Origin of the sequence: Pandoraea pnomenusa, assembly GCF_040391475.1 — a bacterium.
GTDB classification, from domain to species: Bacteria; Pseudomonadota; Gammaproteobacteria; order Burkholderiales; family Burkholderiaceae; genus Pandoraea; species Pandoraea pnomenusa_C.
The window spans coordinates 124,920-139,028 of record NZ_JBEBXS010000007.1 but is presented as its reverse complement, the minus strand read 5'-3'; the positions used below and the strand labels follow the sequence as shown (position 1 = coordinate 139,028).

Annotated in this window: 11 protein-coding genes; 5 read left to right on the top strand and 6 right to left on the bottom strand. The window is 62.3% G+C overall.

Annotation, left to right across the window (positions count from 1 at the left end):
- Window positions 1-16 precede the first annotated feature (16 nt).
- Entirely contained in the window at window positions 17-568 is a 552-nt protein-coding gene (locus ABWO90_RS10010; protein ID WP_353191067.1) for a hypothetical protein, read from the bottom strand.
- A gap of 416 nt (window positions 569-984) precedes the next feature.
- The gene (locus ABWO90_RS10005; protein ID WP_353191066.1) at window positions 985-3,201 is read right to left on the bottom strand and encodes a TonB-dependent siderophore receptor; all 2,217 of its coding nucleotides are present in this window, start codon (window positions 3,199-3,201) and stop codon (window positions 985-987) included.
- Between the two features lie 254 nt (window positions 3,202-3,455).
- Here ABWO90_RS10005 and ABWO90_RS10000 point away from each other — a divergent pair, with 254 nt between their 5' ends.
- A complete protein-coding gene (locus ABWO90_RS10000) occupies window positions 3,456-4,268 on the top strand; it encodes an AraC family transcriptional regulator (RefSeq protein ID WP_353191065.1) in 813 nt (270 codons plus the stop codon).
- 41 nt (window positions 4,269-4,309) lie between these two features.
- Here ABWO90_RS10000 and ABWO90_RS09995 read toward each other — a convergent pair whose 3' ends face one another.
- Entirely contained in the window at window positions 4,310-4,924 is a 615-nt protein-coding gene (locus tag ABWO90_RS09995; protein WP_353191064.1) for a pyridoxamine 5'-phosphate oxidase family protein, read from the bottom strand.
- Window positions 4,925-5,155: 231 nt separating this feature from the next.
- Between ABWO90_RS09995 and ABWO90_RS09990 the strand changes: the two genes are divergently transcribed.
- Together ABWO90_RS09990 and ggt are read left to right on the top strand one after the other, a co-directional pair.
- The gene (locus ABWO90_RS09990; protein WP_353191063.1) at window positions 5,156-6,058 is read left to right on the top strand and encodes an HNH endonuclease; all 903 of its coding nucleotides are present in this window, start codon (window positions 5,156-5,158) and stop codon (window positions 6,056-6,058) included.
- Window positions 6,059-6,299: 241 nt separating this feature from the next.
- Window positions 6,300-8,042: a gamma-glutamyltransferase gene (gene ggt, locus ABWO90_RS09985; protein WP_502922588.1), complete on the top strand. Its 1,743-nt coding sequence runs from the start codon at window positions 6,300-6,302 to the stop codon at window positions 8,040-8,042.
- A gap of 49 nt (window positions 8,043-8,091) precedes the next feature.
- Here the strand turns inward: ggt and ABWO90_RS09980 are convergent, their stop codons facing one another.
- Complete coding sequence (locus tag ABWO90_RS09980; protein WP_353191062.1) at window positions 8,092-8,742, bottom strand: glutathione S-transferase family protein; 651 nt, start codon at window positions 8,740-8,742, stop codon at window positions 8,092-8,094.
- 115 nt (window positions 8,743-8,857) lie between these two features.
- Between ABWO90_RS09980 and ABWO90_RS09975 the strand changes: the two genes are divergently transcribed.
- Entirely contained in the window at window positions 8,858-10,012 is a 1,155-nt protein-coding gene (locus tag ABWO90_RS09975; RefSeq protein ID WP_353191061.1) for a pyruvate dehydrogenase, read from the top strand.
- On the opposite strand, the gene ABWO90_RS09970 is transcribed toward ABWO90_RS09975, so the two are convergent.
- On the bottom strand, window positions 10,009-10,467 hold the full coding sequence (locus tag ABWO90_RS09970; RefSeq protein ID WP_353191060.1) for a MarR family winged helix-turn-helix transcriptional regulator: 459 nt from the start codon (window positions 10,465-10,467) through the stop codon (window positions 10,009-10,011). The genes ABWO90_RS09975 and ABWO90_RS09970 overlap by 4 nt on opposite strands.
- A gap of 186 nt (window positions 10,468-10,653) precedes the next feature.
- Here ABWO90_RS09970 and aceE point away from each other — a divergent pair, with 186 nt between their 5' ends.
- Window positions 10,654-13,341: a pyruvate dehydrogenase (acetyl-transferring), homodimeric type gene (gene aceE, locus ABWO90_RS09965; RefSeq protein ID WP_353191059.1), complete on the top strand. Its 2,688-nt coding sequence runs from the start codon at window positions 10,654-10,656 to the stop codon at window positions 13,339-13,341.
- Window positions 13,342-13,384: 43 nt separating this feature from the next.
- Here the strand turns inward: aceE and ABWO90_RS09960 are convergent, their stop codons facing one another.
- Window positions 13,385-14,011 (bottom strand): LysE family translocator, encoded by a 627-nt coding sequence (locus tag ABWO90_RS09960; RefSeq protein ID WP_353191058.1) that lies wholly within the window; start codon window positions 14,009-14,011, stop codon window positions 13,385-13,387.
- Between the last annotated feature and the right edge of the window lie 98 nt (window positions 14,012-14,109).

Here is a 14,109-nt window from a genome sequence, read left to right as displayed (position 1 = left end):
GATCAGGCCGCAGCTGTTACTTGCCGGCCACCGTCGCGAACTGCGGATTGGTTACGACCTGTTTGAGCAGCTCCTGCACGGCAGGCCCGAAGGCATCGGCCACGTTCTTGCAGGCCGAGATTGCCGTAAAGCTCGTCTCAAACGGGAAATTGACCGAAACCTTATATCCGGCCGACTTAGCCGACTTCACCGTCATCGAAATCTTCCAGTTCGCGGGCGCTACGGAACTGAAAGACAGCTCGTCAATACTGCCTTCGATAGCGGGTCCCTTCGTGTCATAGGCCTGGGCCAGGAACAGTTCTTCCTGAAGCGCTTCCTTGATGTATTGCGGCAACGTCTTGCCCGGCGCAACTTTGACGGGGCCCATCAAACGGCACAGCGGGTTCTCCTCTACACCGCTCGCCAGTTTGATGTCCGCTACGCTCACCTTTGCGGGCTGCAACGCTTGCTGAATGGCAATGACATTCGATGTCGACGCCTTGTAGGGAATGGAATTCGTTGTTTCACATCCCGAAAGCAGAAGAGCGGAGAAACACATGCCAATTGCAATTGCAGTCTTATTCTTCATCACTTGATCCTCGTTTTGATTATTTTCCCCGTGCGGAGCTTGTGAATGCGCACCCAGAGTTAGCGAGATCGCGAAAGTCAGACCAAATAAGGTACGAATCCCGATTTCAGAGGGTGTTTTCCTGCGGTGGTTTGTTCGTATGAACGCCCCCAGCGCGTATAACGGAAGAATCACGGGAATCTGAAGGGCATTCGATGGCAGTTCTATCGAATCGAGACGGATTGGTTGCGTACGAATGACGCGAACTCAAGATTGTCCCGATAACCGATGCGCGCGATACTCCCGGCGACTGGCCGGACCTTGCCAAGTCCTCACGTGCATCGTATTGGCGCGGACGATCTTCCGACCGTCGCGGCGCGGTGAGCGAGCCGTTCATTGCGAACGGCCCGCAGAACATCAAGACCACAATCGCGCGTTTACCACCGATACTTCGCCGTCCCGATCACCGTCGCGGTCGAGCCGTAATAGCAGGCACCCCCCGAGCAATACGCCGCGTACTTCCGGTTGAATATATTGCTGCCGTTGATCCCGAAGGTCCAATTGCCGGTGTCGTAGTGCACGGCGGCGTCGACGAGGGCGACCGCGGGCACATCGAACGTGTTTTGCACGTCGCCGGCCGACGGTCCGATCACGCGCACGCCCGCCCCGAAGCCAAACCCGCGCAACGGGCCGCCATGCAACGTGTAGTCGAGCCAGAGCGACGTCAGATAGCGCGGCATCATGGTCGGACGCTTGCCCAACTGCGAAGCCGTATTCGTCTGCGTCACGGTCTGATTCAAATACGTGTACGAGCCGATCGCGCTGAGCGAGCGGGTCACCTGCACGCGCGCCTCAAGCTCCACACCCCGCGCGCGCACTTCCCCCGTCTGCACAATCGCGCCCGTGTGCGCCGGATCGGCCGTGCTCACGTTCTGCTGCGTCAGGTTGTAGAACGCGATGGTGTACAGCGCGTTGTACGACTTCGGCTGGTACTTGATACCGACTTCGTACTGTTCGCCGGTCGTCGGCCTGAGCGCCTGGTTGAAATAGTCGACGCCTGCCGTCGGCTGGAACGATTTCGCGTAGCTGAAGTACGGCGCAATGCCCGTGTCGAACAGGTACGACAGCCCGCCGCGCCACGTGAACGCATGCGGCGACTGATTCTGGATGTTCGCACCCGTGGTCGTTTGCGTCTGGACGTTCATCGACGTCCAGTCCTGGCGCAGGCCCAGCAGCGCGGTCCATCCGCCATACGTGATCTGATCCTGCGCGTAAACGCCGATCTGATCGGTCGACGTATCCACGCGCTTGTTCGTCGTCGTGATCCGTCCGAGCGTGCTGTAGTCCGGGGCGAAGACATTCAGTGTGCCGATGGAACCGGTGCCGCTGCTCGTGCCGCTCAACAGACGCTGATAGTCGAGCCCGACAAGCATCGTGTGCTGCAACGGCCCCGTCGACAGCCTGGCTTCGACATTGTTGTCCCACGCGAACTGACTCAGATGCTCGCGATCGAGAAACGCGTTCATCGATACCGTCGAGGTCGAGCCGCTCAGGTAGTTCAGGAAGAACGACTGGTGATAGTCGACGTCGTCGTGCAGATAACGCGCCTTCGAGCGGAATTTGAGCCGGTCGCCGAAGGCATGCTCGAACTGATACCCGAACGAATACTGCGTGCGGCGGAAATAATCGGCGTTCGGATTGCCCACATAGGTGCCAGGGTCGATCTTGCCGTTGGGGTTCCCGCTCACGACGCCGCTCACCGGCAGCGAGTTGAACAGACCGCCTGCCGGGTCGCGTTGATACGTGGCGAAGAGCGTGAGCGACGTGTCGCGCGATGGCCGGAACGTCACGCTCGGTGCAATGGCCAGACGCTGGTCCTTGATGCCGTCGACTTGAGAATCGGCATTGCGCGCGAGCCCGGTCACCCGGTAGAGGATCGTGCCATCGTCGGTCACCTTGCCGCCCATGTCGAACCCGGCCTCGATGCGACTATGGCTGCCGATGCGCAGCATCAGCTCGTGCACCGGCTCCTCGCCGGGCATCTTCGAAATCATGTTGACGATACCGGCTGGACTGCCCGCGCCGTAGAGCACCGATGCCGGTCCGCGCAGTACTTCGATCCGCTCCAGGAAATACGGATCGATACGCGGGTTCGCATAGAACGCGTTGGGCTGGAGAATCAACCCGTCCAGATACTGGTCATACGGAAAGCCGCGCCCGCGAAGCTGATCGAAGCGAAAGTCGGTCGCGTCCTGCGACGAGACGCCCGGCGTATAACGCAGCGCCTGATCGATGGTCGTGGCGCCCTGCGCGTCCATCTGATCTCGCGTGACGACGGAAACCGACTGCGGCACACGCACGAGCGGCGCGTCGGTCTTCGTGGCCGACACACTGCGCTTGGCCACCACGCCGTCGGTGCGTCCGGTCGGCGACTCCTCTCGCTGCGCGCGGACTTCTTGCGCGGGCAGCGCCACGCTCTGTTGCTGATCGACGCTTTGGGCATGTGCGACACCGGTCAGTGCCGCGACGGCAAACGGCAGCGGCAGCCATGTCAGCCGGATGCCCGGCGGCGTCGATCGACGCGACGAATGCTTCCCCCGAACCTGCGATACCTGCAATGGCCGTGCCGTGACGTTATCGTGTGTGTTGGTCATATAAATAAAAATGCGTATCATTAACTTTCTGCGTGCAGCATCGTCCCCGGCGTTCTGAGGGGCCGTGGTACGGAGGGTTTGGCGGGGGAGACTGCGTTGTGAGCCGCGACGGATCTGGCCGAGCGCTGGCGTCAATGAATGCCTGACGGGAGCCGATGATAGCGTCGTTGCCGCCGGGTGCGGGCGACAACTATTACCGCGAACACGACAGATTTTGTCCGGTCCGGACGGATTTGCAGGGGTTATCAATCGAGATGGACATCAAGCGAGCGCCAGTCACGGCTTCGGCGCGGCGTGCATTGCCGCCGGTCATCGCCAATGCGATCGACTATCCGCATGGCACGCGCGAGCCTGCGCACACGCATCCTCGCGCGCAACTCATCTATTCGACGTCCGGCATGATCCGGGTGCGCACGCCCGGTGCGTCGTGGGTCGTTACACCCACGGTGGGTCTGCTGGTCATGCCGTTTGTTTCGCACGAACTGGAGATGGTGGGCGACGTGGCGTTCCGCACGCTCTATCTCACCCGGTACGAAGCGGCAAAGGAGAACCCGGAGGGACTGTCCGTGCCGGTGAGCGGTCTGATGCGCGAGGCCATCGTGACGATGACGGAGGCACCGGTGGAGTACGCGGAAGACAGCGTGCCGGGCGTGCTTGCCGATCTGATCGAGCGGCTATTGCGCGAGGTGCGTCCGGGCGCGTTGGGGGCTCACTGGCGACTCCCCATGCCGGCGCACCCGCGCTTGCGCAGAATCTGCGAAGCCTTGCTGGCCGAGCCGGGCAACAACGACACACTTGAGCGCTGGGCTGACCGGATAGGCGCCAGCTCGCGAACCGTATCGCGGCTGTTTCAGCGGGAAACCGGGGTGGCGTTTGCGAAGTGGCGCGAGCACATGCGGGTTTGCGAGGCGATGTGCCGGCTCTCGACGGGAGGAACGCCGGGCGATGTCGCCTCCGCGCTGGGCTATGCAGATACGGCGACGTTTGCCACCATGTTTCGAAGGGTGCTCGGTGTTGCCCCACATCGATATCGGAGTGGCCTCGCGGCGGCCGACGGCGTCGGTTGAAGCCAACGCGCGGCCGAAGATTGCCGCTCGGCGGTTCGTCCTCAGTACAGCCCTGCCAACGTGTTTTTTACGAGGTCCCGGTCGTAGGTATCGGCATCGAAATGGCCGCCGCTCAGACGTCGATGCATGGCACCTGTGCTCGGCAACGATTCCCGCGGAATTTGCGATGCCGGGTCCCATAGCCGGGAGCGGACAATCGCCTTGGCGCAGTGGAAGTACACGGCGTCGATTGACACGACGATGACCGTTCGCGGCAATTTGCCGGCGACTTCGAAACGCGAGAGCAGATCCGGGTCGACCGAAATGCGGGCGCGTCCGTTCACGCGCAGGGTCTCGCCGATGCCCGGCGTCAGGAACAGCACCGACACGCGGGGATCGGCGACGATATTGCGCAGATTGTCGATCCGGTTATTGCCGGGACGGTCGGGAATCGCGAGGGTCTTGTCGTCAAGAATCTGCACAAAGCCCGCGGCATCGCCTTTCGGCGAGCAGTCGGTGCCTTGTTCGCCGACAGACGCGAGTATCACGAACGGACATACCCGGACGAACGCCTGATAGTCCTCATTGAGATAGCTCAACTCTTTCCATATCGCGCGCTCGCCCGGCTGGCCGTAGATCGCTTCGAGCTGTTCTGCGCTGGTGACATCATGGGTCATACGGCGTTCTCATAGAAGGCCATGTCGGTTGCGATGGCCGATGGACAGATCAACAGATGTTAACTCATTGGACTCCCGAGCACCGCCCCACCGTTGCGTTCAGTGTTACGCAGGGGAACCCGTTCGGCCGATGTATCGCGGCCCGCGTCGTCGTGCGATTGTTGGGAATCTTCCCAGCAGAAGGAAATGATTGTAACGTTACGCAAACAAGGCTCTGGAGCGTAACGGGGAATGAGGTTCTATTGGGTCAACGTCGGTCTTACGATAAAGGAAGTGCGCGTCGGCAACTTCCTTTGGGCGCCGGAATCGACGCAAACGAAGTCCGGCAAGGTAAAGCACTTAGATCACTGGGATAACGTTGCAGCCATCCGCAAAGGCGACCTGGTCTTCTGTTGCCACGACAAGTCCATTTCGTATATCGCAATAGCGACGGCGGATGCCTATCAAGCACCACGTCCAGCTGAGCGTTCGTTTTCCACTTGGGGAAATGTTGGCAGTCGGGTGGATGTCAGCCTTCACGAGCTTCAGGCGCCCCTAGCCCGTGACGACATTGCCGAGGACTTCATCTCCCGCTTCGATGCCCGTTGCGTGCCGCGTGTCTTTACTAGCGGCGCGACGTTAAAGCAAATCTACATGGCCAGCTTGCCCGCGGATGCTGGCGTGTATTTGCTCGAGATGGCGGAAGCGATCGGTCTCTTTGAGGCTTCCCTGTTCAGTCAAAGCAATGAAGGAAAAAAGGTCGGCAAGACGGTGCGGGACGCCATCGTGAAGGCTCGAATCGGACAGGGAGCGTTTAGAGCTGAACTTCTGCGTCGTTGGAACCGTCGGTGTTCCCTGACCGGGCTTTCGAATACTGATCTTTTGGTTGCCTCGCATATTCACGCATGGAGCTTGTGCAGCAACGACGAACGCATCGACCCGGAGAATGGTCTTTTGCTTGCCGCGCATATTGACCGACTTTTCGATCGTGGGCTGATCTCGTTTGACGACGGCGGAGCGTTGTTGATTAGCCAGTTGCTGACGGATGCCGATAGAGCCTTGCTGGCCCTAGATCGATGCACAAAGTTGCGTCAAATCTCGCCTGGGAATCGAAAATTCCTTGCAAGACATCGCGCTTACTACGGCTTCGAATGAGCGAAGTTGAGCATGACGGCATCCCCCGCCGCTGAGATTCGTACGCGTCACGCTAGCGGGGTACACGCCTGAAGCCTCCCATCTGAATCATTCCCTTTCCTCATGTGCGGATGCGATCAGTATTTTTGCGTACTGATCGCACGTAGCATTGCGGATTCACCGATGTTTTTGATCGGATATATCTAACTCGTAATTCAAAAGGAGATGGTTAGTTAAACGAAATAGATAAAGGGAGACATCGATGAACGGCATTCCTCTGTACATGCGTTGGGTGGCCGCAGCCGGATTGGCGACACTGTCCTCTGGGGCGATGTCGGCGGATTCCATGAGCCCGTACTGCGAAACCGTCGCGCAATGCACGAACCCGATGGCCACCGGCGGCATGGTCACATCGTCGAACCATCTGGCGACGCAGGCCGGATTGAAGGTGCTTCAGCAAGGTGGGAATGCCGTCGATGCGGCCATTGCCGTCGCGTCCACCATCGCGGTCGTCTACCCGCAGATGAACACCATCGGCGGCGACAACTTCTGGCTCATCTACAACGCCAGGACCCACGAGCTTCGCGCACTGAACGCCAGTGGCCGAGCCGGCGAACGCGCCACCATTCAGTTCTACAAAGACAAGGGCCTGACCACAATTCCGCCGCGCGGTTACCTGTCGGTCAACACCGTGCCCGGGGTCGTCTCCGGATGGGACGAGGCCTATCGATACGCCCACACCAGCATGGGACGAAGCCTCCCGTGGCGCGACCTGCTGCGTGACGCCATTCACTACGCCAAGGACGGATTCATTGTCACGCCGTCGCTGGCCAAGTGGTCGGCGATCAACGTCGATACCACCGATAAGGTGTTTCGCAACCTTCAACAGTTCGACGGTTTCCGGCAAGTCTTCCTGAAGCCCGACGGTACGCCCTATCAAACCGGAGAGCGCCTCAACCAACCGGAACTGGCGAACACGCTCACGCAGATTGCCGAGCAAGGCGCGCAGGTGTTTTACACGGGCGAGGTCGCCGAGAAGATCGTCAAGGACCTGCAGGCCAACGGCGGATTGCTCACGCGCAACGATTTCGCCAGCCATCGCGCCGATTGGGTGAAACCGATCTCGGTGAAATATCGCGGCTTCGACGCCTACAATTTCCCGCCGAATACCCAAGGGTTTGCCTCGCTCGAAATTCTGAACATCCTGAATCGATTCGATGTGAAGGCGATGGGCGAAGGCTCGGCCGACTACTATCATCTTCTCGTGGAGGCGACCAGGCAGGCCTTCGCAGACCGCGACAAATACCTGACCGATCCGGACTTCGTCGATATTCCGCTGGCCGACCTGCTCTCTGTCAAACACGGTACGGCGCAGGCCGCGCGCATCGACATGCGCCGCGCCAACAATGACGTCAAGCCGATGGACCCGAAGGGCGATACGGTCTGGTTCGGCGTGGTTGATGGCGACGGAAACGCCGTCTCGCTGATCCAGAGCATCTATTACGACTTCGGCTCCGGCATCGTGCCGAAGGGGACCGGCATTCTCCTGCAGAATCGCGGCTCGTTCTTCTCGCTCGACCCGAACCACATCAATCACCTCGCACCCCACAAACGCACGTTCCATACGCTCAACCCCGCCATGCTGATGAAGGACGGCAAGCCATATCTGGTCTACGGAACGATGGGCGGCGAGGGACAGCCGCAGACGCAAGCGGCCATCGTCACGCGCATCGTCGACTTCGGCCTCTCGCCGCAGGCTGCGATCAATGCGCCGCGCTGGCTGTACGGCCGCACCTGGGGCGTGTCGTCGAACGATCTCAAAATCGAATCGCGCGTACCGGCGACGGTCTCGGAGGCACTGACGCGGCGGGGCCACCCCGTCAAGGTTGTCGAGCCCTTCACCGATACGATGGGCCACGCGGGGGCCATTCTGATCGATCCGACCTCGGGCGTGCTGCAAGGCGCATCCGATCCGCGCGGTGACGGATTGGCGGCAGGCTACTGAGCCCGACGCGCGCCGGACCTCCGCATGAGGTCCGGCATTGCGCGTGAGATCACGCCTGCCGCAGGCTCGCTTGCCCGCGATTGGCGACGATGGCCGACTGTACCGCCGGACGCGCTTCGATCTGCGCCAGCCATCGCCGCATGTGCGGGAAGGGCGTCACGTCGAGCGCCAGCTCGTGATGCGTGCGCAGCCACGCGAACGCCGCAATGTCTGCGATGGAGTATTCGTCCGTCGCGAGATAGGCAGACTGCGCGAGCCGTGCCTCCACCACGCCCATGAGCCGCAACGATTCCTTGCAATAGCGCTCGATGGCCTCCCGATTGCCCGTTCTCGAAGCGTGTATGAACCACCAAAGCTGCCCGAGTATCGGACCGATGCCGCCGATCTGGAAGTGCAGCCATTGATCGACCGCGAGCGCCTTGGCTTGCGTCATCGGCTGCAGAACGCCGGTCTTCTGCGCGAGATACGTCAGGATAGCCCCCGACTCGAAGAGGGTCAGGTCGCGCTCGTGATCGACGATCACGGGAATCTTGCCGTTGGGATTCATGCGCAGGAATTCGGGGCGCTTCTGTTCCCCGGCAGACAGATCGACGTTCACCTGTCGATAAGCCAGCGACGCCTCATGCAGATAGAGACTGACCTTCAGGCCGTTGGGCGTGTCGGCGGTGTAGAGCGTGAGCGGTGCGGTTGACGGATTCATGGGGTTCCTCGGGACACATTGTCGGATTCTACGATTGCAAATACAATGATTGCAATTGCAATCGTAGAACGTTCTCGATCGAATCACAAGACAGGGAGGCATGGTGATGACGGCGATGTCCGGACGAATCCGTCCGATGGCGGATGGACGGATGCGGCAGGCAGCGCTCGCCTGCATCGGAAGACTGGGTGCGCTGTGGTGCGACAGCATCGGTGCCGGTTCGCCGAGCGGTGCGCTTGCGGATATCGCCACGGCGTTCACGCAGGCAGATATGTCGAACCGGATCTGGGTTGTGGAGGCGCAGACGAAGGTGGCGGCGTCGGGGCGAGCGCCGATGTCGAGTGCCGTCGCCACGTGGTTTCGCGGCGTCGGGACCTTCGAGCGCCCGCTGCTCTACCTGTTGCACTCGCCGGCCTTGCGGGACGTGCTGGTGGCGGGCGCCGAAGCGACAGGGTTGCACGGTCCCCGTGAGCCATCGCCGGCAAGACGAGGCATCTTTCTCAACGACGCGAACCTGACATTGCGCGATCGTCGGGCGCGTGTACGTCCCGAGCTGCCCTTGTGGCTGGCCGCGCAGACGGACTGGCTGCCTTACGATCCCGCCTCCGCACAGGAACTGAAGGCACTGCTATGTGCCGCCCTCGACGCCCTGTACGTGCGCGGCGAATCGGGCTTTTGTTATTTGAGCGCTCACGACGTTCCGTGCCCGGACGCTTCGCCGCTTGGTCCAGCCGACGCAAGCGACGCCTTTCGCGGCATGTACCGCCTGCACACCCTGCCGCAGACGCATCCACCTTACGTCATGCGCCTGTGCGGCGCGGGGCGCGCACTGGCGAGCGTTCGAGAGGCGGCGCGGTGGTTGCAACTGGATTGGGGCGTGGCCAGCGAAGTGTGGAGTTGCCCGAGCTACACGCGTCTGGCGCGCGAGGCGGGGGTGGCTGCACATCGGGCGATGCTGGGTGGCGCCCCCATCGTCGACAACGCCCATCTGATGCGATGTCTCACGCAGCGCACGGCCGCACCCAATGCGCCGGTGCTGGCCGTCACCGGGTACGCGCGTCACATCGCCGATCAGATCGGCGCATTCGTACCTGCACGCTTCGCGGCGCTGGGTTGCGACGATCTCGACGTCAGGGCCGACGACATCTCACCGGGTGAGGCACCCGGCGTGCGCTGGATCGTGCTTAATTCGTTGCGCCTGCTTGCCGACGACGGCGTTTTCGCGCGCACGCGTCTTGCCGAGGCGACGCGCCGCTACGGACTGGCTTAACGTTTCGTGTCCGTCAGAAATTCCTTTGCGGCGGCGCTGGCGCGATCCAGCGCCTCGGCCAGGGGGGCGACATCCCGTTCCCGGAACTGACCGAGGAACAACTCCGAGACGGTCGACTGATAGACCTTCCACATCTTCTTGCGCAACGCCCGGCCCTTGTCGGTGATCGTGGCGTAAGCGGCACGGCCGTCGTCGGGGTCGCGCATGCGCGTGACGAGGCCCTCCTGTTCTAGGCGATCGATCAGCCGCGTGAGGTTGTAGCGCTCGATGGCAAGCACGTCCGCCAGCTCGTGCATGCGACGTGTGCCCTGCGGACCGCTCTCCAGTCCCCAAAGGGCGTCGTACCACGCGTAGGCAGGCAGACCGGCCAGCGCCAGACGGCGCTCGATCTCGCGAATCATCGTGCGGTGCGCCCGCACGAAAGAGAACCAAAGATCGGGTTCGGTGGTGCTCATGAATGTCCTCGTCGTGATGCCATGTGAGTTGCAGTTGCAATTGTACATCGTTAGAATGACCGGCAATACGATTGCAAATGCAATTCATGTGACTGCCATTGAGGGCCCGTGCCGGTCGTCGTTGTCATGGTGGTCATGCCGACTGGGGCACCCGACCGGTGCCTCGCGATCTCCAGGAGACCTGTCATGACTCAACCGCCCGTGGTGGCGTGCACCGATACCGACATTCAGGAAACGCGCGAGTGGCTCGACGCCCTCGAAGGCGTCACGACCGTGGAGGGCCGCTCGCGCGCGCACTTCCTGATCGACCGGCTCGCGGCGTGGGACTTCGACCGTCACGGCGACTTCCACGGCCGCGTGACGACCGATTACGTCAACACGATTCCGACGTCGCGTCAGCCGGTCTATCCGGGCGACCTCTTGATCGAGCGGCGTCTGAACGCGTTCATCCGCTGGAATGCGATGGTGATGGTGCTGCGCGCAGGCAAGCATTCGAATGTCGGCGGACACATCGCGACCTACCAGTCGGCGGCCGTGCTTTACGACGTCGGCTTCGATCACTTCTTCCGCGGCCGCACCGAAACGTTCGACGGGGACATGATTTACGTTCAGGGGCACTCTGCGCCGGGCATCTACGCAAGGGCCTACGTTGAGGGCCGCATCTCCGACGAGCAACTCGACAATTTCCGCCGCGAAGCCGGACATCGTGGCAGCCGGGGCATTCCGTCGTATCCGCATCCGCGCCTGATGCCGGACTTCTGGCAATTCCCCACGGTGTCGATGGGCCTCGGCCCGATCACGGCGGCCTATCAGGCGCGCTACCTGCGCTATCTCGAGTACCGCGGACTCAAGACGCACCAGGGGCGCAAGGTCTGGGCGTTCCTCGGCGACGGCGAGATGGATCAGCCGGAAGCGCTTGCCGCCATTTCGCTCGGCGGACGCGAGCGGCTCGACAACCTGATCTTCGTCGTCAACTGCAACCTGCAACGCCTGGACGGGCCGGTGCGTGGCAACGGCAAGGTCATTCAGGAACTGGAAGGCACCTTCCGCGCTGCCGGCTGGAACGTCATCAAGGTCATTTGGGGCAGCGGCTGGGACGCCCTCCTCGAGAGCGATACCCACGGCTTGCTGCGCGAACGGATGATGGCGTGTGTCGACGGCGACTATCAGACGTTCAAGTCGCAGAACGGCGCCTACGTTCGCGAGCATTTCTTCGGGACGTCGCCGGAACTGCTCGCGATGGTGGCGCACCTGAGCGACGACGAAATCTGGCAACTCGCACGCGGCGGTCACGACGCCCTGAAGGTCTACGCCGCCTACGCGCAGGCAATGAAAACGGAAGGGCGTCCGAGCGTGATTCTCGCGAAGACGGTGAAGGGCTTCGGCATGGGCGAGGCGGGCGAAGGCCAGAACGTCAATCACCAGCTCAAGAAGATGAGTGTCGACGCGGTACGCGCCTTCCGCGATCGCTTCGACCTGCCGGTCAGCGATGACCGTCTGGCGGAAATGCCGTATCTGCGTCCCGAGCCGGACAGTCCGGAGGGACGATACTTCGCCGCGCGCCGCGCAGCGATGGGCGGCCGCCAGCCCGCACGCTTCGGCTTGCGCGCACCGCTTGCGATTCCGCCACTGGGCACGTTTGCGGGACAGCTCAAGGATTCCGGCGAGCGAGAGCTGTCGACGACGATGGCGTTCGTGCGCATTCTCACGACGTTGCTCAAGGATCCGGAAATCGGCAAGCGGGTCATCCCCATCGTGCCCGACGAGTCACGCACGTTCGGCATGGAGCCGCTCTTCCGCCAGATCGGCATCCACTCGTATCTCGGCCAGCGCTACACGCCGCAGGACGCCGGGCAGCTCAGCTACTACAAGGAAGCGAAGGACGGTCAGATCCTTCAGGAAGGCATCAACGAGTCGGGGGCCATGGCGTCGTGGATCGCGGCGGGCACGTCATACAGCACGCACGATTTCGCCACGATTCCGTTCTACATCTTCTATTCGATGTTCGGCCTGCAACGCGTGGGCGACCTGGCGTGGGCGGCGGGCGACGCGCGCACGCGCGGCTTCCTGCTGGGCGCCACGTCCGGGCGCACCACGCTCATGGGCGAGGGGTTGCAGCACGACGACGGCCATAGCCATGTGCTGGCCTCGGTGATCCCGAACTGCGTCGCGTACGACCCGACGTTCCAGTACGAACTCGCAGTCATCGTGCAGGACGGCATGCGGCGCATGTATGCGCAGGACGAGGATGTCTACTACTACGTCACGCTGCTCAACGAGAACTACGCGCACCCGGCCATGCCGGAGGGCGCCGAGGCGGGCATTCTCAAAGGACTGTATCTGCTGCGCGAGGGCGCACAAGCGGGGAAAGACAGCCCGCGTGTCCAGTTGATGGGCAGTGGCGCGATCCTTCGCGAAGTCATGGCCGCGAGCGATCTGCTGCGCGACGACTTCGGCGTGCAAAGCGACATCTGGAGCGCGACGAGCCTGACCGAAGTGCGCCGGGATGGCCTTGCGGCCGAACGCTGGAACCTGCTTCATCCGGATCAGACGCCGCGAGTGCCGTACGTCCGGCAATGTCTCGAAGATCGCATCGGGCCGGTGGTGGTGGCCACGGACTATATGAAGATCGTGGCGGACCAGATTCGTCCGTTCGTTCAGGATCGCCGGTTCGTGTCGCTGGGCACCGACGGCTTCGGCTGCTCGGACACCCGCGAATCGCTGCGCACGTATTTCGAAGTGGATCGCCACTTCATCGTGCTGGCGGCGCTCGGCGCGCTGGCCGATTCGGGGCAGGTGCCGCGTGCGTCGGTGGGCGAGGCGATTCGCAAGTACGGCATCGATCCGGAGAAGATCGACCCGTCGACGGTGTGATGCGCACGCTGGACGGCACCGGTTGCCGTCTGCCGCAGTGGCTTCAGTTGCCGGCCTTGCGGTAGAGCGCCAGGCCGCCCGCGAGCGAGAACATGACGACGGCGCACGCGCGGTTCAGGCGCTTCAGGCCGCGTGCCGTCATCAGGCGCGCGGCCTGTACGCCGCCGGTGGCATACAGCGTCATCACCACGATATCGACACCGGCCGACACGACGGCCAGTACGGCATACTGCGGTGCAAGCGGCATCGACGTATCGACGAACTGCGGCAGAAAGGCCGAGAAGAACAGCAGAATTTTCGGATTCGTCAGTGCGACACCGAAGCTGCGCAGGAAGACGCGGCGCGCGCTCAGGTCGGACTTGATGCGCACCTGGCTCAAATCCTGCGGATGGCTGCGCCACAACTGGAAGGCGAGCCAGACAAGATAGGCGACGCCGACCCATTTGACGGTGGCGAACAGCGTGGCAGACGCCATCAGCAGCGCGCCGAGACCGGCGCCGACCGCCGCCACGACGAGCATGTCGGAGAGCGCGGCACCGCACATGCCCACCAGCACTACGCGCCAGTTGCCGGAGATGCCGTTCGCGAGGGCGAGCAGCGTCGTGGGGCCGGGAATCAGGCCGCCGATGAGGGCGGCCGTGGCGTAAATCGCAAGCGTGGACAGGTGCATGTCGACATACCGGTGGCGGAAGGGAAGTACCAGTCTTGCAGATACCGTGGGTGTCGGCAAGCAAGACCCGCCTGTCCTTCCCTCATCCGGTCGGTCCG

Excerpts from the sequence above, each read along its gene's own strand:
- ABWO90_RS09960 (WP_353191058.1), bottom strand. The coding sequence starts at position 14,011 with ATGCACCTGTCCACGCTTGCGATTTACGCCACGGCCGCCCTCATCGGC.
- aceE (WP_353191059.1), top strand. The coding sequence starts at position 10,654 with ATGACTCAACCGCCCGTGGTGGCGTGCACCGATACCGACATTCAGGAA.
- ggt (WP_502922588.1), top strand. The coding sequence starts at position 6,300 with ATGAACGGCATTCCTCTGTACATGCGTTGGGTGGCCGCAGCCGGATTG.
- ABWO90_RS09975 (WP_353191061.1), top strand. The coding sequence starts at position 8,858 with ATGTCCGGACGAATCCGTCCGATGGCGGATGGACGGATGCGGCAGGCA.
- ABWO90_RS09980 (WP_353191062.1), bottom strand. The coding sequence starts at position 8,742 with ATGAATCCGTCAACCGCACCGCTCACGCTCTACACCGCCGACACGCCC.
- ABWO90_RS09990 (WP_353191063.1), top strand. The coding sequence starts at position 5,156 with ATGAGGTTCTATTGGGTCAACGTCGGTCTTACGATAAAGGAAGTGCGC.
- ABWO90_RS10000 (WP_353191065.1), top strand. The coding sequence starts at position 3,456 with ATGGACATCAAGCGAGCGCCAGTCACGGCTTCGGCGCGGCGTGCATTG.
- ABWO90_RS09995 (WP_353191064.1), bottom strand. The coding sequence starts at position 4,924 with ATGACCCATGATGTCACCAGCGCAGAACAGCTCGAAGCGATCTACGGC.
- ABWO90_RS10005 (WP_353191066.1), bottom strand. The coding sequence starts at position 3,201 with ATGACCAACACACACGATAACGTCACGGCACGGCCATTGCAGGTATCG.
- ABWO90_RS09970 (WP_353191060.1), bottom strand. The coding sequence starts at position 10,467 with ATGAGCACCACCGAACCCGATCTTTGGTTCTCTTTCGTGCGGGCGCAC.
- ABWO90_RS10010 (WP_353191067.1), bottom strand. The coding sequence starts at position 568 with ATGAAGAATAAGACTGCAATTGCAATTGGCATGTGTTTCTCCGCTCTT.